General features: G+C 48.2%; 20 protein-coding genes. 10 read left to right on the forward strand and 10 right to left on the reverse strand.

Annotated elements, in window-relative coordinates; all coding sequences use genetic code 11:
• Positions 1-35: 35 nt before the first annotated feature.
• Both GQF01_RS10300 and GQF01_RS10305 read right to left on the reverse strand, forming a co-directional pair.
• The gene (locus tag GQF01_RS10300; protein WP_235959366.1) at positions 36-1,661 is read right to left on the reverse strand and encodes an S-layer homology domain-containing protein; all 1,626 of its coding nucleotides are present in this window, start codon (positions 1,659-1,661) and stop codon (positions 36-38) included.
• Between the two features lie 174 nt (positions 1,662-1,835).
• The gene (locus tag GQF01_RS10305; protein ID WP_161406700.1) at positions 1,836-2,765 is read right to left on the reverse strand and encodes a GGDEF domain-containing protein; all 930 of its coding nucleotides are present in this window, start codon (positions 2,763-2,765) and stop codon (positions 1,836-1,838) included.
• Between the two features lie 319 nt (positions 2,766-3,084).
• Here GQF01_RS10305 and GQF01_RS10310 point away from each other — a divergent pair, with 319 nt between their 5' ends.
• A complete protein-coding gene (locus GQF01_RS10310; RefSeq protein WP_145667767.1) occupies positions 3,085-3,786 on the forward strand; it encodes a response regulator transcription factor in 702 nt (233 codons plus the stop codon).
• On the opposite strand, the gene GQF01_RS10315 is transcribed toward GQF01_RS10310, so the two are convergent.
• Positions 3,783-4,517 (reverse strand): DUF554 domain-containing protein, encoded by a 735-nt coding sequence (locus GQF01_RS10315; RefSeq protein ID WP_161406701.1) that lies wholly within the window; start codon positions 4,515-4,517, stop codon positions 3,783-3,785. The two genes, GQF01_RS10310 and GQF01_RS10315, sit on opposite strands and share 4 nt — an antisense overlap.
• A gap of 136 nt (positions 4,518-4,653) precedes the next feature.
• On the opposite strand from GQF01_RS10315, the gene GQF01_RS10320 reads away from it, so the two are divergent.
• The 4 genes from GQF01_RS10320 (at position 4,654) to GQF01_RS10335 (ending at position 7,399) form a co-directional block, all read left to right on the forward strand.
• Entirely contained in the window at positions 4,654-4,887 is a 234-nt protein-coding gene (locus tag GQF01_RS10320) for a hypothetical protein (RefSeq protein WP_161406702.1), read from the forward strand.
• Between the two features lie 89 nt (positions 4,888-4,976).
• Entirely contained in the window at positions 4,977-5,618 is a 642-nt protein-coding gene (locus tag GQF01_RS10325) for a thiamine diphosphokinase (RefSeq protein ID WP_161406703.1), read from the forward strand.
• Positions 5,619-5,727: 109 nt separating this feature from the next.
• On the forward strand, positions 5,728-6,867 hold the full coding sequence (locus tag GQF01_RS36265; protein WP_235959375.1) for a polysaccharide deacetylase family protein: 1,140 nt from the start codon (positions 5,728-5,730) through the stop codon (positions 6,865-6,867).
• An 82-nt stretch (positions 6,868-6,949) separates the two neighbouring features.
• Positions 6,950-7,399 (forward strand): PilZ domain-containing protein, encoded by a 450-nt coding sequence (locus GQF01_RS10335; protein ID WP_161406704.1) that lies wholly within the window; start codon positions 6,950-6,952, stop codon positions 7,397-7,399.
• On the opposite strand, the gene GQF01_RS10340 is transcribed toward GQF01_RS10335, so the two are convergent.
• The 4 genes from GQF01_RS10340 to GQF01_RS10355 all read right to left on the reverse strand — a co-directional run bounded on the left by GQF01_RS10340 (position 7,392) and on the right by GQF01_RS10355 (position 10,845).
• Positions 7,392-7,883 carry a GAF domain-containing protein gene (locus GQF01_RS10340; protein ID WP_161406705.1) on the reverse strand — a complete coding sequence of 164 codons (492 nt, stop codon included), beginning with the start codon at positions 7,881-7,883 and terminating at the stop codon, positions 7,392-7,394. The two genes, GQF01_RS10335 and GQF01_RS10340, sit on opposite strands and share 8 nt — an antisense overlap.
• 207 nt (positions 7,884-8,090) lie before the next feature.
• Positions 8,091-8,780, reverse strand: coding sequence for an L-ribulose-5-phosphate 4-epimerase (araD, locus tag GQF01_RS10345; RefSeq protein ID WP_161406706.1), 690 nt, complete (start codon positions 8,778-8,780; stop codon positions 8,091-8,093).
• Between the two features lie 140 nt (positions 8,781-8,920).
• Positions 8,921-10,150: an S-layer homology domain-containing protein gene (locus GQF01_RS10350; RefSeq protein WP_161406707.1), complete on the reverse strand. Its 1,230-nt coding sequence runs from the start codon at positions 10,148-10,150 to the stop codon at positions 8,921-8,923.
• 245 nt (positions 10,151-10,395) lie between these two features.
• Complete coding sequence (locus tag GQF01_RS10355) at positions 10,396-10,845, reverse strand: hypothetical protein (protein WP_161406708.1); 450 nt, start codon at positions 10,843-10,845, stop codon at positions 10,396-10,398.
• 221 nt (positions 10,846-11,066) lie between these two features.
• Between GQF01_RS10355 and GQF01_RS10360 the strand changes: the two genes are divergently transcribed.
• From GQF01_RS10360 to GQF01_RS10375, 4 genes are all read left to right on the forward strand, one after another.
• On the forward strand, positions 11,067-11,339 hold the full coding sequence (locus GQF01_RS10360) for a hypothetical protein (protein ID WP_161406709.1): 273 nt from the start codon (positions 11,067-11,069) through the stop codon (positions 11,337-11,339).
• 264 nt (positions 11,340-11,603) lie between these two features.
• A complete protein-coding gene (locus tag GQF01_RS10365) occupies positions 11,604-12,170 on the forward strand; it encodes an RNA polymerase sigma factor (protein WP_145667779.1) in 567 nt (188 codons plus the stop codon).
• On the forward strand, positions 12,157-13,446 hold the full coding sequence (locus GQF01_RS10370) for a hypothetical protein (RefSeq protein WP_161406710.1): 1,290 nt from the start codon (positions 12,157-12,159) through the stop codon (positions 13,444-13,446). Before GQF01_RS10365 ends, GQF01_RS10370 begins: the two co-directional genes overlap by 14 nt.
• 141 nt (positions 13,447-13,587) lie before the next feature.
• A complete protein-coding gene (locus GQF01_RS10375) occupies positions 13,588-14,850 on the forward strand; it encodes a coiled-coil domain-containing protein (protein WP_161406711.1) in 1,263 nt (420 codons plus the stop codon).
• An 86-nt stretch (positions 14,851-14,936) separates the two neighbouring features.
• Here the strand turns inward: GQF01_RS10375 and GQF01_RS10380 are convergent, their stop codons facing one another.
• From GQF01_RS10380 to GQF01_RS10390, 3 genes are all read right to left on the reverse strand, one after another.
• On the reverse strand, positions 14,937-16,454 hold the full coding sequence (locus GQF01_RS10380; protein WP_161406712.1) for an HD domain-containing phosphohydrolase: 1,518 nt from the start codon (positions 16,452-16,454) through the stop codon (positions 14,937-14,939).
• 110 nt (positions 16,455-16,564) lie between these two features.
• Positions 16,565-18,010 (reverse strand): flotillin family protein, encoded by a 1,446-nt coding sequence (locus GQF01_RS10385; protein ID WP_161406713.1) that lies wholly within the window; start codon positions 18,008-18,010, stop codon positions 16,565-16,567.
• Positions 18,011-18,049: 39 nt separating this feature from the next.
• Positions 18,050-18,577 carry a hypothetical protein gene (locus tag GQF01_RS10390; RefSeq protein ID WP_161406714.1) on the reverse strand — a complete coding sequence of 176 codons (528 nt, stop codon included), beginning with the start codon at positions 18,575-18,577 and terminating at the stop codon, positions 18,050-18,052.
• A 185-nt stretch (positions 18,578-18,762) separates the two neighbouring features.
• On the opposite strand from GQF01_RS10390, the gene GQF01_RS10395 reads away from it, so the two are divergent.
• Positions 18,763-20,322: a copper amine oxidase N-terminal domain-containing protein gene (locus GQF01_RS10395; protein WP_161406715.1), complete on the forward strand. Its 1,560-nt coding sequence runs from the start codon at positions 18,763-18,765 to the stop codon at positions 20,320-20,322.
• The last annotated feature ends 92 nt before the right edge of the window (positions 20,323-20,414 follow it).

Here is a 20,414-nt window from a genome sequence, read left to right on the forward strand (position 1 = left end):
CACCCTAGTCGGTGGAAGCGGTTCTTTGGGCGTGCTCACTTCGTGAGCAGCGGCTGCGCGCGGCTTAGCAGCGCAGCCATCTCCGCGCGCGTCAAGGACGCGCTAGGGCGGAACGTGCCGCTCGCGTAGCCGTCGACAAGGCCATTGCTGCTCATCGCAGCAATGGCCTCCGCCGACCAGCTGCCTGCCGGCACGTCAGAGAAGCTCTTCGCAGCAGCCGAGCCGCCCTGCGAAGTCAAGTGCAAGGCGCGGGAGAGCAGCATGCTCATCTCCTCCCGCGTTATGATCTGATCCGGCGCGAAGCGCTCGTCGCTGATCCCTTGGATCAGCCCGCTGCTCTTCGCGATCCGGATATCCTGCCAGGCCCAGTGGCTGGCAGGCACATCCTTGAACGAGGCGCTGCTGGCAGCCTCGCCTGTCAAGCCGAGCGCGCGCACGATGATCGTCGCGGCTTCTGCTCTTGTGAGCGCCGCGTCCGGCGCGAACCGGTCTGCGGCGGTGCCTAGCATCCAGCCGCGGTTCGCAGCGGCGAGCACGGCCTCTTTGGCCCAGTGCTGCTGCACGTCAGTGAAATAGAAGCCGTCTGCCCACAGACCATAATAATCCCAGGTATCTGCTGTCTCCTGATTAAGGCTCCAGCTTCCCGTACCTTTCAAATTGTACTTGCTGACCAGCTTCAACTTCTCTTTCAACGATTGTTCGTTTTCAAACCAAACCGTGTAATCGCCCGGCTCTAGGTTACTGCCGTTAATGCTAAACGGTTCATCGGTTGGACGAATGGTAAAAGAGGCAACTGGCGACTGGCTGGCCGTGTCAAAGCGAACGGTTCCTCCATACATTTGAGTAAGCTTGCTTAGCGTTTGAGCGGATACGCCCGCTCCGTTATCGGCGGCATTTTGATTCCAGTACCTTCCATAAAACGGTATCCCAAGCACCACTTTATCTGCAGGTGCCTGTGAAATCGCATATTGAATCGACTTCTCTACAAAGGGCAAACTTGCCACAGGTCCAGGCGTTAGATCGCCAGGGTAGCTCTCGTCATAAGCCATGACCATCAAGTAATCACTAACATCCGATAACGCCTTATAATCATACAAGCCTGTCCAGCCTTGCTTTGTACCCGTTGGATTAGCAGCCACTGCGACGGAAACTTCCTTGTCGCTGCTTAATTTGCCACGAATGATTTTCACCAGTTCGGTGTATTTATCGCGGTAGGCGGCATCTACATTTTCGATATCAAATTGAATCCCGTCGAGATTGTTATCATTAATGGCCTTAACGATTTGATCCGCCAGTGCTTCGCGGTTATCAATCGCTTTTTCTCCAAGTGACCGATCAAAATCATTGCTAAGAAATGGAACAACCCGTTTTCCCCTCTGATGCATGTCCGCAATGAAAGAAGCTAACAGAGAATCTGAGAGTTCCAAGCTGCCGTCTGAGTTTACATGAAAATAACTAGGAGCAACAACATCTAGGGTTTGCCCACTTTTATCCACTTGTGAAGTATACGAACTCGGGCTTCCAAAATACATATATGACATATTGAACTTGCCCTGCGTCGAACTAGCTTGGGCCAGAGCATCCTGAGGTTCTGAGCTTGCTGCTATCGTCAGTATCCCCGCTGTTGCTAGTATAGCAACGAATTTACGCCATCGCTTCATCTCCGGCATTTACACTCATTCCCTTCTAGCAATCTAGCAATCTCACAATCTCTGAAATCGTCATTATTCTATCATCTTAGAAAGCGCATTAATTCGCTAGTAGTAAATATTGGTGAACGCAAAAAAACCGCTATACAGCGGGCTATTGTCCCCTATAACGGTTAGTTGAGAAATCTATTTGTCTACCGTTTTTTGATAAAATTGAAAGTGATTTCGGCCCTTGCCCTTCACTTGATAGAGCGCAATATCCACTTCTTTCATCATATGCGATGCCTCCGCCTTGCCCGAGTCATACATCGTAATTCCCATACTGACTGTTGCTCTAAACAGATTGCCTAGCACATCCCATGGCTGATCTACGCAATGCAGGATTCGCTTAGCCACACTATTCACATGCTCCTCGCAATCTACGGACGGAAGCAGAATGGCGAATTCGTCGCCACCCATCCGGGCAAATAAATCGATCTCGCGAAGACAGCCCTGAATACGATGGGCAAAATCCTGCAAGAAAGCGTCACCCACATCGTGACCCATCGTGTCATTTATCATTTTAAAATCATCGATATCTACATATAAAAGCGAGAAAGGCCTATTCGTTCGTTTGGCCTGCATAAACATTTGCTGTAATTGCTCTTTGAACAGCCGCCGATTAGGTAAACCCGTCAAGGGGTCATGGAAAGCCATAGCGATTAGCCGGCTCTCCTGATTCTTGCGCAGCGTAATGTCATTAAGTACGAAACAAATCTCCGCGAGATTACCTTCTTCGTTGCAGATCGGCATCGCGGTACATTCAAACCAATTGAAGCTCTCACTGGTCCCTTGCATACGGAACTCCAGCTTACTGCTGCTGCTTGTCTGCAAGGTTTTGATAAACATTTTATGTATATCCATCCGGTATTCGGAGTCGATAAAGTCTACAATTTGCTGAAAATCCTCTGGGATATGGCCGATCACGGGGTTAAAGCTCTTGGACGCATAGGTTAAATTTCCATGAATATCGAACATACAAAACAAATCCCAAGCTTGCTCAATGAATTGGCGTACGAAGTTATCCTTCTGCAGCCGTGGATGTGTGACGGGATTCAAATCAGCCGAATGACTCATTACTTTCGTCGCCCCCTTCTCTGCTCATGCTTAGAGACAAGGGTAGATTAGCATGGGAACATAAAGATTCCATAAAGGTCAGCTAAAATTTGCGTCAAATAAAGCAGGGTTCCGTGCATTTTCGTTATATTTCAGCAAAATTTGCGACTGGCAATAGGGCAAAGTACCCTCTTTCTACTAGAAACCACACCAAATCTCTTCATTTGTCAATAAAAGGATAGAAATTTTTAGGAGAATCGTTCTATAATGAAGGTAATATTTGTGAGCGGGATCTCCGCTCCCATCATGAGCCGTTCCGCTACCGAGGAGGATTTCTAGTATGGCAGGAGAAACAATTTTAGTCGTGGATGATGAACAAGAAATTGTCCAATTGATCCAACTCTATTTAGCTAGAGAAGGATACAAAGTCATCAGCGCCAACAATGGACAAGATGTTTTTGAGATCGTTAAGGAATACAAGCCCGATCTTATTGTTCTGGACATTCTGCTGCCAGGACTTGATGGCATAGAAGTTTGCCGACAGCTCCGCAAAACCAGCAATACGCCAATTCTGTTCATCTCCTGTAAAAGCGAGGATATCGATATCATCCTCGGGCTCAGCATGGGCGGCGACGATTATATGACGAAACCTTTCAGCCCAAGTCAACTTGTTGCCAGGGTGAAGGCCCTTCTGCGCCGCAATTCGATCCGCGAACAGCATCAGGATGATCCGCAGTTGGTGAAGTTTCCTGGTCTTGAGATTGATTTAGTCAGCCACATCGTTCGTGTGAATGGGCAGACTATCTCGTTATCCGCCAAAGAATTCGATTTGCTTTCCCTTATGGCCAAGACTCCTAACCGAGTTTACAAAATCGAGCACTTGTTTGAGCTTATCTGGAGCCTGGATAGTATGGGCGACCCGCGAACGCTCATTGTACATATCAGCAATCTGCGCAAGAAAATTGAAGTGAATCCGGCTGATCCTCGGTACATTATCACGGTGCGCGGTGTCGGCTATAAATTCAACGGTTCTGCCGTCTAGAACAATCGCTCCCACCAAGCAGAGAAGTGATTCTGCAGAGGCACAGCGGCTGCCGCTATAACAAGTGCCGGAAGCATATTGGCGACATTTATTTTTCTAATTTGAAGAATGTTGATGCCTACGCCAATAACCAGAATTCCGCCTACGGCTGTAATTTGAATGATCATCGCGTCCAGTGACGCTTGGCTGAATGCCATGGCAATCAAAGTTGCGGCCAAAGCAATCGTTCCCTGCATGATGAAAACGGATACGGCTGAGAAGATCACGCCTACCCCTAAAGTTGAAGCGAAGATAATGGATAGGAAACCATCCAGCAATGATTTCGTGTACAAAATATCATGATTATGCCGCAGGCCGCTGTCCAACGGACCCAGAATCGCCATAGCTCCGATGCAATAGATCAGCGTACATGTCACGAAGCCTTCGGATACGCTGCCGCGGTGTTGCGAAGAGCGTTTGTGCATTTGCGCCTGGAGCCAGTCACCAAGCTGCCCTAACCGGTATTCGATACGGAGCAGTTCTCCCACAATGCCACCAATGACGACGCTCAAAATGACGAGTACAATTTGACTCGATTTCAAAGCCATTGTAATCCCCAGCACAGTAATTGCGAGGCCTAGGCCCTGCATGACTGTGCTTTTTATGCCTTCCGAGATACGCGGCAGAAGCAGCCCTAATAATCCCCCTAGGATAATGGCGGCAGCATTCACAATCGTTCCCCATAATGCCATTCTGTTCAATTCCTTTCTGCCTGACAAAAGTATGTATTCCGTATATGACAACCTTATCATTCTACATGATTCTACTCATAATTTCCTCCATCCTTGGAAATGGTATGGGTAAGCAACAGGAAAGGAGGAATACGGCATGGCTAAAGACAAAACTATGGAACCGATGACAGGCGATATTGTGGAGACAGACGGTATTTATGCCAATGAGGCAGGGCAAGAGGTTACCCTCAAACGAGGTGATGAATTTCCCGCGGATCTCGTGCTTGGCCGAACAACTTGGGAATTGCAGGGCTTTGCGGAAGAAGCCGAGATTGATCACGAGCAGACGGAGCTTAATCCTATGCGCAAGCGCGCCGATAACCGAACCTAATCCTAGAACCGGGCTGCTGGGAGGCAGCTCGGTTTTTTGCCTCAATATGGTATACTAAGGGGATGATACTAAGCGCTGGGGGAACAAGCATGAACGGGAAACGAATAATTATTGTAACTGGCGGTACACTTGGCGATTGGGCTCTGGGCATCATTCAAGAGAACGATGTGCTGGTTGGCTCAGACCGCGGTGCCTTGTATTTGATTCAGCATGGCTATAAGCCTCATATTTCACTAGGGGATTTCGATTCAGTAACAGCTGAAGAGTTAGACCTTATTCGTTCTTCGAGCTCTTCGTTTATCGAATGCGATCCTATTCATAAAGATTTGACGGATACAGAAATGGCCTTCAATTGGGCTCTTGCTGAGCAGCCTGATCAAATCATCCTGCTGGGTGCCCTCGGCACTCGTTTTGATCATTCCTTAGCTAATGTGCATCTGCTTCGCAAAGGAACTGAGCTTGGTATTGCCTGCTCCATTATCGACGCCAATAACCAAATTATCGTTATGAATCAAACGACTCGCATTGAACGTGGCAGCTATTCACACATCTCTCTGCTTCCACTTAGCTTAGAAGTTACAGGTATTACACTCCACGGCTTCGCGTATCCGCTTCATCAAGCGACGCTGGAGATTAGCCAGTCCCTCGGGATCAGTAACATACTCAAGGAACCAGAAGGTCTCATTGAGCTTCAGTCAGGCCTCCTGCTGGTTATTCAAAGCAAAGATTAACGAGTTCTGGTATTTCCAGTAATCTCTTCTACGGATTAGGTATAATTCTCCCAACCATTGCTTACAAATAGAGTAATAGAATATTCCTCTAGAAATGGTTGGTGTGCCTATGAGCTTTCGAAGAAAGGGAATTCTGTCGTATTCGATATTTATCGGGATATGCACGATCATGCTGCTGCTCTTAGTTAGCTGCCTTCCCGCCGCGAACTACGGGACTGAGAAGGCGGCCTCCTACGTAACTTCTGCCGATGTGCAGCCTAAGCTTCCCGCTCTACAAGCGGACGAGCCCCAGGCAGAAACCGCGTCTGTTATTGCGCCTGATGTGGTGTCTGATGCGGCGCCTGATACGGTGTCTAATACTGTGCCCGATACGACGCCAGATGCGGTGCCAGACGTACCAGCTAATTCTTTGCCTAATGCTGAACCTAGTGCTGAATTTGGCCCTGATCTTAAGCAAGATTCCAGCGCAGGAGATACGCCGTTTCTTCCACTCACCGTGGACACGAATCCCGCTCCCCCTTCCGTCATCACGAGTACTTATGTCCCTATTCTTCCGCCAAAGAACACGGGCAAGACCTCGTCCAAAGTCAGTATTCCCGTACTCAACTACCACAGTGTAGCCATAGATCCAGGGAATATTGTTGTCATAACCCCAGATAAGCTGGCAGAACAAATGGCGTATTTGCATGATCATGGATACACGCCGCTCTCCCTAGAGACATTCTTTCGTCTCCTGGAAGGAAACACATCCGAGAAAGCCCCAGAGAAGCCTGTGTTGCTAACATTCGATGACGGCTATCTCGATAATTATGAGAAGGCTATGCCGATTCTGGCTAAGTACGGCTTTCCTGCCACTCTCTTTGTTTCTCCTGGCATGACGGAGCAGGACGGCTATCTCAATTGGGAGCAGATTAAGAAGATGCAAGCACGAGGCTGGGATATTCAGCCGCACGGCATGTCGCATCCTCACCTCCCCAAGCTGACGGCTGAGGAGCAAGCTTACGAAATCGTAGAAGCCAGGAAGCTCATTGAGGAGCATCTGGGTACGAAAGCTGATGTCTTCTGCTATCCATACGGTGAACGTAACAAAACGACGCTGAAGCTTCTAAAACAGCACGAGTTTCGATTTGCTTTTACAATCGATCAAGGATTTGCAACAAACGAGCAGTCCCCTTTCCTGCTGAAAAGGCTTTTTGTTAATGGAGAGGAAGATTTACAAGCATTCGTCAAGCTCCTTAAGCTCAAATAAGGGGCTTTTTCTTTGTAGATGTACCGTTCAAAACTTCTTCTCTTATAGTATAATATACCTATTAATGAAGAGGAGCATCTCCATGTCGCAACCAAATCAACGCTCCAGTTTCAGGCTGCATCTCCAAATACCCTTAACCGCCCTATTCAAGATTATAGGGATCAAAAATAAAGCTATAGACACGAAGCATTCCAAAATCATGATCAAGGATATCGGTGCAGGCGGCATTCGCATGCACACGCCCTTGAATCTTCCTACCGAGATGAGCTTGCTATTGGAATTTACTTTTCAACTCTTTCATCAAGAAATGAAAATACTAGGGATCATTAAACGAAAAACGATGCTGAACCCCTCCCTCTATGAATACGGGATTGAATTCAGCATCGCAGACAAGACGATCGAACATCAGTTGACTAGTCACTTGATTATGTTAGGTTCTCGCTTAAGGCATACCCCTGTACTGGCAAGCTGCAGCTTCTGTTCCGATGAAGATATGGAAGACATTTATTCCATGTCCTACGATATTACATAGCAGCAGCTAGAGCCTGCACGAACTGCTCCAAATAACGCTGATCGAGTTCATCAAAACGATTGAGACTAGGGCTATCGATATCCAGCACACCGATCAACTCATCCCCGTGAAGGATAGGAACGACAATTTCCGATTGTGAAGCGGCATCGCAGGCGATATGGCCCGGGAACGCATGAACGTCCGGTACAAGCACCGTTTCCCGAAGCTGGGCAGACGTACCGCATACTCCCTTACCTAGCGGAATCCGCACGCATGCCGGCAATCCTTGGAAAGGCCCCAGAACGAGCTCTTCCTTCTCTTGCGTCTTGTCCATCAGGTAGAAACCTACCCAATTTACATCTGTCAAAAACTGTCCGAGCAGCGACGCTGCATTCGCCAAGTTGGCAATTCGGTTCGGTTCATCATGTATCAATGCTTGAACCTGCTGAATCAGCAAGGTATAATTCTCTTCTCTTGTTCCTTCGTAACCTGACTTCGCAAACATCACCCATCATCCTTCTTCCCCTTAACATGCTTACTCTCTCATCATACCAAAAAGTGTACATGACCGCCAAAGGATAAGATTTACTTCACCTTCTGCCCTCGTGTGCCCACATCTATTCAAGTGGACTAGAGCTCCTCTCCGATGAACACGACGCTCATCGATCAAAAAAGGACAGCCGGCATCCGCGAGATGCTGGCTGTCCTTTTTTTATTTTTGCCCGTAATACGCGTTAACTCCGTGTTTCCTCAGGAAGTGCCGATCCAGCAGCGTTTGATCCATAGGCTGGATCGCCGGGTTCAACTGGAAGGTGCGATAAGCGATCTTCGCCACCTCTTCGAGCACAACCGCGTTATGCACCGCATTGTGCGGGTCCTTCCCCCAACTGAACGGGGCATGGCAGTTCACCAGCACACCCGGCACCATCGCCGGGTCGAGATCTTGGAACGTCTCGATGATGACGTTGCCCGTCTCCAGCTCGTAGGCTCCGTTGATCTCAGCCTCCGTCATAAGACGTGTGCAGGGGACTTCCCCATAGAAGTAGTCCGCATGAGTTGTCCCCAGCGCAGGGATGCCTCTCCCGGCTTGCGCCCAGCTTGTCGCCCATGGCGAATGCGTGTGGACAATCCCGCCAATGGCCGGGAATGCCCGGTATAGCGCCAAATGGGTTGGCGTGTCTGAGGAAGGCTTCAGCGTGCCTTCAACAATTCGCCCTTCCAGATCAACGACAACAAGATCTTCGGCCTTCAGGTCCTCGTAAGGCACACCGCTAGGCTTGATCACGACAAGCCCTTGCTCCCGGTCAATCCCACTGACATTGCCCCACGTAAATGTGACGAGCCGATATTTCGGCAAATCCAAATTCGCTTCCAGTACCGCTTGTTTTAAACTCTCCAGCACGTGTACTCAACACCTTCCAAAGGAATGTACGTATAATATATGATTATACACTTGTACGTACATGTTATCTAGATAGTGCGGATATAAAGTTTGAGGCGTACAACTTGTATGTACACCTCATTGTTTTATGCCGTTAATGATTAAGCATGTATGATTGAGAAAATAATGGTTTTGCCATCCGGCTCAAGCCGCGTTTCTACGGAGAAGTTACCTATTTGCTTCGTCGTTGTCTCCAATACCCCCTTCGCTGCAGCCCGCTCACACGCATCCGTGAAATGGCGGTAGAAGATATCCGCATCATAGCCAAAAAGGAAATCCGTAAACTTGCGAATGCTCTCCATATTACGGGCTAGAGTTCCATCCTCAAGGCGAACCGTTACGCCATAAGTCAGAAATTGAGGATCAAGCCACAGCGAAGCTTCATTGCTATTCCGCACCCCAGTCGTCGCCCCGTTCACGGCAAGTGCTTTGGCATCCGCATCCCGGAACAGGCGAAGCGTTGTTTCTTCCAAATCGTAGTTCGTCCCGCGCAGCTTGCCTGCGTCTTCCATCACGCTATAGGCATCCAGCATGCGCTGATCAGGGAATATCAGTTTTTTATAGCTGCCATCCTTGGTTGGAACGACTTTGATGAAAGCGTCACCTTCGTTCTTCACACTGATTCGCTTGGACTTCGTCTGCAATCGAGTAATGATCTGTAAGGCTTCCGCACGGGTAACATCTCGACCCACACCAAAATACCCATTCGGGTACCCTTCCATAATCCCCTTCGTCATCGCTTCGCCAATAAATTTCTGCTGCCTGGTGGTCGCACTTTGCAGATCACCGAACTGGGAAGCCGCTTTGAGGCTGTATACCTCATCTTCCAAGTACTCGGTTTCTTTCAGCAGGTAATACAATATCTCCGCTACGTCCTCGCGTTTTAGCTTCGCTTTATAATCCGTGAATTGTCCCTTACTGATGAAATGAAGATCGCTGGCCAGATCCAGGTACGGCTTCGCCCAATACCCAACCGTGCTTGGCTTGAACGTGAAATCCCGGTAATCCTGCTTCAAAATGCTCTGATTGCCCGCGCTCAATGCTTGCAGGAAGCTTGTTTTCCAATTGCGCTCGCCATTCGGAAACTTGTCTGTGAAGGCAAGTAAAACGATTTTCACAAACTGGTCAGCTGTCACTGCATCATCTGGTCGAAACGTCCCATCCGGGAACCCGTCCAGCAGCCCCTGCTGAGCCATCTGGGTTATTGTCTGCTCTGCCCAGTGACCTCGTACGTCTGACAGACCAGCCGCTTCACTCTTTGTTTGTCCAACCCCTATCGTCATTACACAGCAAACCACTGCTATGGCTATCCATTTATTCAACTGCCCCATGTTAAGATTCTCCGCCCTCTACAAATTTTTGATACCAACTTGTACCATCCTCTAGGATAAGGCTTCTATTAATCTTTGAGAATAGCCTTAAAGCCCAGTAAGAGAGGCGTGCCAAGCACTACCAGGCGTGGGTCTATAGCCGCAGGGCCTAGTTTAGATATTAGAAGCTGACTACGTCTTTCTGCGTATCAAAAAGGACCATATCGTCTACATACGTAGAAAATATAGTCCTGCTTTTCCAACACTTAGCCTAACTTTCTGCCAGCGCCTACGGTTTTCATTGAGTTATAGTATCGCAGCCAATCCGTTATGTATAACATTTTCGTTAGGAAGTCCGGTGCATTTCCTTGCAGGTAAGCGTATTTCTCCTGCTGCAGCAGCTGATGCATCTCGAAGCTTTTCTGAAATATCGCTTTCACAAAGGCCTCTTCTGTTTGGGGTTTGTGAAGATCCGTTCCCCGAGAAAGCTCAATCTCCTCGAAAATCACACCTCTATAGTAAGGATGCACATTGACCTGTCGCCCCATATCTACGTAAGCAAGACCTGTATATTCAAAAGGCAGCCAAATTAAATTCGTCTTCTTATCTTCCAATTTAACGGTATACACCAAGCCCATATTCAAAGCAATTGGCTGAGGGTAATTGTTAATGACGCCGGAACGCAGGTGATCCATGACATGCTCAACGAAATTCATCGTGTTCTTCCTCTCCAAAGGACCTGATTTACATGCAGTATCCTTCCTACATATTGCGTGCTAATACCTTATATTGTCAAGGCTGCTATTCACGTTCGGCCTACTATTTGCACAAAAAATTCCAATCCTTGTGATACTAGTCCAAACACATAATGAAGTGAAGAGGACGGACAGCTAAATCCATTGAAATTGGCTTTGCCAGCGCAACAGCCTGCAGTGTCTTGGGGATCAGTCTAGGCTTCATCTTAGAATGGGGTCCAATTATTTGGGGACTTATCTACGGTTTTGGCGGCTTCCTGCTTGGGTTCAGTATCGGATTCCTCATTAAATCCAAACACAGCCTCCCCCATCAAAAGCATAAGCTTCCCGAAGTAACCGTCCTTGTACAGTATCTGAATGAAGAAGAAGCGACTCTCATTCATGAAACTTTTTGGCGTTACAAAGCGATTACAGTAGGTAAAATCGAGCACCAACTCGCTGATTCCACCCGTTAAGCGGCTGAACAACACGTTGGAACACTTCAGCCGTCTCAGCGGGATGAACGACGCGTCTTTTCTATATAAAGGGATCATTCTCTTCCCCTGCAGAAATCTCCTCTAGATTCCGACCTATCTCTTTCTCCAAATTCAACTTCATTCTCCGACTCTTGCGGCAATATCCTTGCGAATGATATAAGTATGGAATTGTTCCGTAAAATATTTTGGGCGTTTTGCGAACTTTTTCTAACCTGCAAGCGTCTAATTCAGAGAGGTGAGAGAATGGAGACGACCGGTGTCCATGTATTTGAGTATTTAAAGTACGTATCTGAAACGACGGATCAAAAAGTTATTCTTCGTAATTTGATGGAGACCTATGGAAACGACGTATGGAATTACGCTTTCAGCATTTGCCGCAACTCAGATTTAGCTGATGATATTGCCCAAGATGCCTTCCTAAAAGTTTATCGCAATCTTACTACATTCCGCGGCGAGGCTTCGGTTAAAACCTGGCTTCTTACTATTACACGCAATACGACTTATGACTATTTACGCAAAGCTTTCTGGCGCAAAGTTACCCTTGTTGGCTTCATTCAATCAGCAGGTACATCGAACTCCGCCGAAACAGAAGCAATGGAGAAATTATACGCTAGCGATATTTGGAAAAAGGTCATTTCCCTGCCACCGAAATATCGGGAAATTCTTATTCTGCATGCCCACTATCAGCTTTCAACGAAAGAAATGGCGTCTATTCTTAATATTTCGGAGGGAACCGTTAAATCACGGCTTCATCACGCCAGACTCAAGGTGGTCAAATTGAAGGAGCGTGAGGCTCTTGAACAATCCTGATCCGGATGATTTACGCAAGCAATTGGAATCAGGACCGCTTGAGCGACCCGGCTTTACTTCCAAGCTTCAGCGTGATATTGAAGAAGCGGTTGAGCGCAAAGAACGAACGAAGCCACGGATCAAACCTGTGCTTTGCTTCGCAGGCGTCGGTGCAATCGCGGTCGCAATCTTGCTTTTCCCTTGGAATACGCTACATACCCAAAGTGATGCCGCACCTGCGACAGATGCAGCAGTCACAGCAACAGCAGCGTCCATAGGCCTCTCTCCTGCGCCGATTACCACGGCTCTGCTGATTGGCTTAAGGACGGAGCACGAACCTGCCAGCGAGCCTGGACGCTCACTGAAACCCATGCGCTATAGTACCTATCGCACGATGCTGATCGCACCTGTTCGCGGGCAGCTCCAGAAAACGTCCGAAGGCACAGGAATTCTGATGCCGTATAAGCAAAACTTCTGGAAGATTGATTCGCTGGTCCATCGAACCAAAACGGATGAATTCCACTATTTATCCGCCCATTTGGCCGATCAGCCTGTGAAACCGGAAGCTTTCCCTGATCAGGAAAACGAGCAGCTCAATCGAACAGAAACCCTGCTGTTTGCAGGGAATCAATATGTGTCTATTGCCGAGTCGGAACAGACTTTGCGAGGCAGCGCGCCTTACCAAGCGGATCGCATCTGGGTCCGAACGCTGCCGCAATTAAAAGAAGGTCACACCATCGAGTTCTACAACAAGCCGGTGGACAAGAATCATGTGTCCATCGCCGATGTCTACGGCACCAACACGAATATCAGCGGCGTGCTTGGAAGTATATCCAGCAGTTTGCGCGGCGAGGTGTCTGGCCAAAGCTGGACGGTTCAGCGCGAACCCGGCCACTGGGTTGGCAAGGTCGCTGAAACACCGCGTGCGACGGCCGCTGCGGCAGCACCAGACAGCTATGCGCTGCATGACTTCCCGCGAGAGCTGCCCGATAAAGTCGTCAACCACGACGATCTATGCTGCAACTGGAACGGGATTCAGTCCTCCTGGCCGCAAGCGACCGACGCTCTGACTTCTCCGATGAACGATATGCTCGTCATCTTTGAGGACAGCAAGCTCAAATTCTATCCTTACGGTCAGGCACCAGGCAATGATCCGCAACTTATGCTGGATCTGCTCCCCGGCGAGCAGCTTGTTATGGCGCAATGGGCCACAGATCATTATGTCGAGGAATGGATCGATAAGGTTGGCCAATATTTGGAACCAGAGATGGATAGACGTGTGCAGTCGATTGATTAAATAGAATAAGGGTCCATTCTCCAGTTTGCTGGGAATGGACCTTTTTTTTCATTGTCATTTGCTTCATGTCCTGAATACAATGTTACAGCTAAATGCCTAAGCCTAAAGAACTTAAGGATGAAAGGATGACGATAAGGAACAATGAAAAGATCATATAAACTCACCGAAATCGCTGGAAAAATCGGAAAAACACGTGCATCTGTAGTAGAATGGTCCAATCACTTTCGCGAATTTCTTCCGATCGTGGCTGTTAATGGATCACTCCGGTACCCGGAAGAAGCCATCGAAATGTTTCAGGCCATTGCCAAAATGAAAGATGCCAATAAACCGCTTAAGTTTATAAAAGAACAGTTACAGGAAATGTATGATAAGAATGCTCTATCTATTTCCAAAGAGATACAGCCTGTACCTCCTGCCCCTTCTGCATCCTCTACTCCTACTAGTTCACATTTACCGCCATTAGCTGTTAACAAATCAAACTCGCAGTTTAGTAATGAAACAATGGAATTACGTAATTCGGTACAGCTCCTCAAGCAAAAAATAGAATCGAATAAAACACCAGAAAAGTTAAAGGACTATGCTGATAACCTCAATCAAAAGGCTAGTATAGCTTCCATTGCGACTGCCAAGGCTTCTTCACCTGTGATGGATCACTCCAACTTTCAATTTGACCTGTTAACGCATAAATTCACAGAGCTAAGTGCCATCGTCCATTCTCTCATGCAGAAAGTTATCAAAACGCCGGAACAAACAAGCAGCGAAGAAAACTTGATAACCACCGTTGAAGTGCTGAATACACGATATCAAAGTGTTTCGGAGGAAATCACGGAGCTGCGTAGCGAAATTCAAACTCTCGCACAAGCGCAAGCGCAAACACAAGATCAACCCGAGGTTTCGGAGTCGGAGCTCAAGAGTGAAATCCTCTCAGCCGCAACGGAGCTGCTGAGCCCACAATTCGATGGTGTTTCGGAGGAAGTACAGAAGCTCGGCAACCGATGTGATGCCCTTATGGAAGAAGTAACGGGGCTGAACAGCGTCAATCAGATTCTCGTTAACAAGGTGGCTGAGCTCATTGAACAGGACATCCGGAGTGAAATTGCTACAACGATTGAATTGCTGCACAGACAATTTGAGGGTGCTTCTATCAAAGTAAAAGGATTACAGAATGTGATTCAAGCCGTTCAACAACAGGTACAAGAAGCTGCAGAGCAAGACGTCAAAGGGGAAATACTTATAACCACAACGGAGCTGCTAAACCAGCAGTATGAAGGCGTTACCGGGGATATGAAAGAACTGAAGGAAGAACTGGACGGGAAATACGATGACATATTTCAAAAAATGAACGCACAGCAACGATTGCTTGATAAAATCGCCGAATTCTTAGGCTATCCGGTCAACAATTAATCGTCATGGATTGCATAAATAATAGAGCTTTCACGCAGCAAGCAGCTAGCGGGCTCTATTATTTATGCTCTTGCTGTTTCATACGCTCAGCTTACATGTGAAGTCGTCTTCACATGGTGCGAGCTCATGAAGACATCAATGAATGTCTGCGCATATCGGGGATCCCACTGCGTCCCCTTGCCTTCCGCGAGAATGGCCATAGCCTTCTCGACAGCCATCCCCTTCCGATAAGGGCGATCGGAGGTCATGGCATCGAACGCATCAGCCACCGCAATGATGCGCCCAAATTCCGGGATTTCCTGGCCTTTCAGGCCGTCCGGATATCCCTTGCCATCATAGCGCTCATGGTGCGAACGCACGCCCGGAAGCAAAGGCGCCATCGCTTCCGCTGGCTCAATTTGCTTCAGAATCGATTCGCCCAGCACCGGATGCAGCTTGATTTTCTCAAACTCCTCATCGGTCAATCGACCTTCCTTCAGCAGGACATTGTCGCGCACGCCAATCTTCCCGATGTCATGCAGCAGCGCTGTTTTGTTCAATAAATCGAGATCTTGTTCACTTAAAGCTATAGCTTTTCCAATCAGCAGGGAGTACTGCGCGACGCGCGTGGAATGCCCTGCCGTGTAAGCATCCCGAGCATCTAGAGCAGCTGCTAATGTGGAATAATAGCTCTGCAGCAGCTGATTATTCATGCTCTCGCGAGCTTCAAGCCCTTTGACCATATGATTGAAACCCGCAACCAATCTTGAAAATTCATCCGAATATAAATCCGAAGCCCTAACCTGCAAGTCCCCGGATTGCACTTCTTTCATTGCTCGGTACAAATCCCCGATAGGCTGTTGAATATCTCTAGCCAGCATCCGTGCCCCAAGCGAGGAAAAACCCACGCCAAGCAGCAAGATGATGCCCGCCCACTTCCAATAATCCACCGTGAAATCCGACGACTGTGAGATAAGACGAATTTGCGTTGCCAAGCTGAAGAGAAATAGCGGCATTGTTCCAATCAGGAACGCGCTAAGCTGGAATTTGCGCTGAATGGAGACAATCACACGCCCATCCAAAGAGACGTCCTCGCCATAAAGTCGCTGACCTACCTCGCGTATATGGATAAGAACCGGCCTTATCGCCTGCGCTGTCGTGAAAAATTCAAGCAAAGCATGCATGCTAGCCACAAGCACAGCACCAATTCCCGCAAGCCCAATGTAGTAAGCCGGCAGTGATAGCCATCCCATTGCAATCCCGATTGACGCCATCGTCATAGCTGGAATCGATAGACCAAGAAAATGAGGACCCAGAATCCGTCTCACGGAGAGCGCTGGAAAGCGGTGTGTTTGCAAATAAGCGTCCCGGATAGCCGCTAAATCAGGAGCCTCCTGCTCCAGCAGAGCTCGAATGGGTTGCATGTGCCGCCGAAACACCAGAAGCTCCGCCAACATCATTACGCCTAGTGAAATCGTCATAATGAAGAAAATACGCCCCATTTCTGTATTCGAAATGGATAATGTTGTCGATATAATGACCCCGCCCACCACAACAACTGCAATACCCGAGCCTATGATATAATTGCGGATCAAATCTCGCAGGAACCTTTGGTAGATCATCATAATTAAGGCCTCATTTCACTCTAAACTTAGTCCCTATTGTATAGCAATTCGACCTTTTGCGCTTATAAAAAAAGCCCTCAGCCCCAGGGGCCAAGGACAATCGACGAGATTCATTCCGTTTCCTTATTCACATTAGGCGCAATGTCCTTGCCAAGGAAGGCGCGCGCGAGCTCCGTCACACTCTGACCTGTTAATGTCTGAGTAATTTCAGGCACTTGGGAGATCATTTTGACAATGTCGCCTGTGATCTTGTTTACGCCGGATGTTGCACCGTCTTGGGAGATCACCGTGATTTTGTCCACGTTACTCAGTGGTGCTGCAATCTTCTCCGCTAACTCCGGCAGAATGCGAAGAATCTCCACCGTCACCGCCGCCTGCGTGTACTGCTTGTAGGCTTCCGCTTTCTTCTCTAGCGCCTCCGCTTCAGCCAGACCTGCCAAGCGAACGACTTCCGCATTCGCCTTCCCTATGGCGAGCTCCGCCTCAGCCGTCGCTTCACCGCGTTTTCTCGTCGACTCGGCATCAGCCTCGGCTTCGAGAATTTGCCGCTGTTTGCTCACCTCGGCGCGCATAATTGCCGCCTGCTTTTCCGCTTCGGCCGGCTTAATAACGGACGCCTCGAGTTCCTTCTGCTTCAGCTCAACTTCAATCTGCCGAACCGTCTTATTGGCTTCAGCTTCCATCTGTCGGATCTTCACCTGTTCCGTCACGAGCGATTGCTGAATCTGCTTCTGTTTCAGCTCATAGGCCAAGTCCGCTTCAGCCTGCCGGCTCGTCGTTTCCTGCTTAAATTCCGCTTCTCTCATGCTAAGTTCCTTGCGGTACTGTGCTTCTTTGGCCGAAGCAACCGTCTCGGCTTCAATCTTAAGCTGGTGTGCTTCTGCTTTGCGAATAGCGGATTCTTTCTCCGTATCGGCTTGCCGGATCTGAATGTCTCGTTCAACCTCAGCTCTGGCAATGCTGGCGCTTTTGCGAATGCGCTCCACTTCTGGCACGCCAAGATTCTCAATATAACCTTGATCATCTGCCACACGTTTGAGAACGAACGAGATCAAGCTCAGCCCCATTTTATCCAAATCCTCCGAGCACGTTTCCCTCATCTTGCTGTTCAACTCATCCGGATTCTTAAGAATGGATTCCACCGTTAATTGCCCTACCAATCCGCGCAGATGTCCTTCAACGGAATGCAAAATCATCATCTCCCGCTCCAGCAGCGTATGGTCCAGAAACTGCTCGGAGGCTGTGCCGATGGCGATGGGGTCGCTTTGAATTTTGATCTGGGCAACCGCCTCGATCTTAAGTCGTATCCCCTGCTGGGAAAACATCGGCTGATCAGGCTTGACGTCGAAGCTCATGAGCATCATCGAGATCGTCTTGAAACTCTGAAAGCCTGGGATCACGAATGTTCCCCCGCCCTGTACGACACGTTTGCCGCCCAAACCGAACACAATCATCGCCTCATTCGGCGGAACTTTCTTATACGCTCTAACAATAGTAGTAAGTAGAATGAAAACAACAACCACAATCGCAATAACCGTATACATAACCGTTAACATAATCGAATAACCTCCCGGAAGTTAGTAGTGCCCTCAAGCTTAGTCGCTAAATTGACTTACTGTAGCGACTCCTTTGTCCATATGAAGAATGACCACCCTCGCTCCTTTGGCTATTGATTCTCCGAGCTCAGATCGCGCGCTTATGGACCGTTTGGTCCCCTGCATCACAATCACCATCTCGCCGATGCCCTTCCCGTTAATGGGCACAATCAGCTTCCCTAACTGTCCATTGAGTGCAAAATCGCTTTCTTTCATACTGTCATCATGCTTATAGATGACTTTGGCATAGAAAAGGAAGAACAGCCAACCCACGAAAAGCCCAGCACCAGCGGCAATGAGCAGGATGAGCAAACTGCTGGCCATCCCTACCTCACTCAGCATATACCCCATCCCGCCGAATACCGTTAAGCTTGCTAGAAGGGAAGACAAGTTGAAAAAGGACGGTCCCCCATGACCATGGGCTCCTCCGGTATCTCCGTGGACTTCAAAGAAATCTCCGCCAAAAAATGTAACAAGAACGGTTAGTACAAGGCCTACAAAAAAACATACGGCAAACAAAGTCATCATAGACGTCACCTCCTTGTGGCCTCCTGCAGGAAGCATATTCCATCTAATAAATATAGACGAAATTGGTAATAAAAGGTTTCGGTAAAAAAATAATCCGTTTGCATGCGAATCCTTCTTGTGTGCGTCGCGTATAATTATTGCACGTCTTTTGTTATTTCTATTAAAACTAAGGAGTAGATCAGCACATGTATACGAAGAAATTGACTTGGTGGGTATCTGCCGCCATGGTATTCCTGCTGCTTACGCTGACAGGTTGCCAAGCTGTGCAAGGCTTAGACATTGCTGCGGCAATCAAAAACAGTGCAACTGTAAAGTCCTCCGAATCCAAAGGCACCCTGCAGATTGAACTAGTACCCGGCGACACCTCCAAGCTAACAGCTGACGAGCAAAAGTCGCTAAGCGCGCTGCAAAACGTAAAAGTTGAGTTTACGAACGTGAAAACACAGAATGCACAGCAGATTTCTGCAGAAGGTACAATTACATACGGAAAGGGCTCCATCCCCTTCAAGCTTGCCACTGAAGGCACGAAGATTATTTTGAATATTGAAGGCGCGAAAAAACCGATTGTATATGACCTTTTAGGCGGATCGAATGTAACGTTCATGAAAATGCTACCAACCATCCTTCAGGAACAGTTCGGAAACAAAATAGCCGAGATTAAGCCTGCGATTATTGGACTTATTTTAGCGAATACAGCCAATCCTTCGAACATTTCAGTCTCAGCGGTTACGGACAAAGTTAACGGTTCTGACCTGTCTCTCCAGCAAGCACACATTGAACTAAACGGCACTGAGCTCGCCTCGCTGCTGCGTAAACTGTTCAGCAATATCTTGGCCGATGAAGCCGGATTGCAAGAGCTGCTGAGCCAATTGTATGATGCTTTGTTACCTGTTATTCAAGAGCAAATCGATGCAGGCTCCACCGACTTCTCCTTAAAAATTTTGAGCAACAAGCAATTAGCCCTTGGACTTGTCAATCAGCCTATCCGTGACTTCCTGGAGAAAACGGCAGCTTCTTTCGAAGAGGCCATTACTGGGGATGCCGAGCAAGGTGTCATGCCTATCAACGGCTTATTTGACAGCAAAACCACGTTGAAAGCTGATCTTTACATCGATGCCGACCAATTCATACGCAAGCAAACACTTGCCGTGAACATGCCGCTTCCAGATAAGGGCACTGGCGTTGCAGGTCTTAAACTTACCATCGCTAGCGAAACTTGGAATACGAATAAGCCGGTTACAGCCGATACAATTGATATCTCTGGCGATGCGGTGCTAGTTGGAAAGGACGCTTCCTCCATCTACCACGTGCTGAGTAACTTGGATAAACAGTCTCTTTTCTACAAAATGCTTCGCGAAGATCTGAAAGTAACGAAGAAGGAAGTTAACTTGAAGCTGACAGATGACGTGGCTGGTTCAACAAGCGATACTCCGCAACCATTTATTAACGCAGACAACAAAACCATGGTGCCCGTGCGCTTTATTTCTGAGAAACTTGGCGCTGAGGTTGGTTGGAACGGCGACTTACAGGAAGTAACCATCAAAGACCTGTTATCTGGCAAGACGATTGTCCTGAAGCTCGACAGCAAGATAGCGACGGTTGACGGTGCTTCCATCGAATTAGAAAGTGCTGCAACGCTCCATAATGGATCTACATTCGTGCCGATTCGTTTCATTGCGGAATCGCTTGGCGGTATCGTATCCTTCAACGATGAGACTCGTGTCGTGACAATTAAACGCGACTAGTATCTTGGAACAAGTGTTTAGGCTAATGCACCTTTTTCGGACGGCTGAATAGTCTGTAGTGAACCTAGGCAATAAGCCTACCGCTGCGCGCA

The sequence above is a fragment of the Paenibacillus silvestris genome, from assembly GCF_009882985.1.
In the GTDB taxonomy this organism is placed as follows: domain Bacteria; phylum Bacillota; class Bacilli; order Paenibacillales; family NBRC-103111; genus Paenibacillus_E; species Paenibacillus_E silvestris.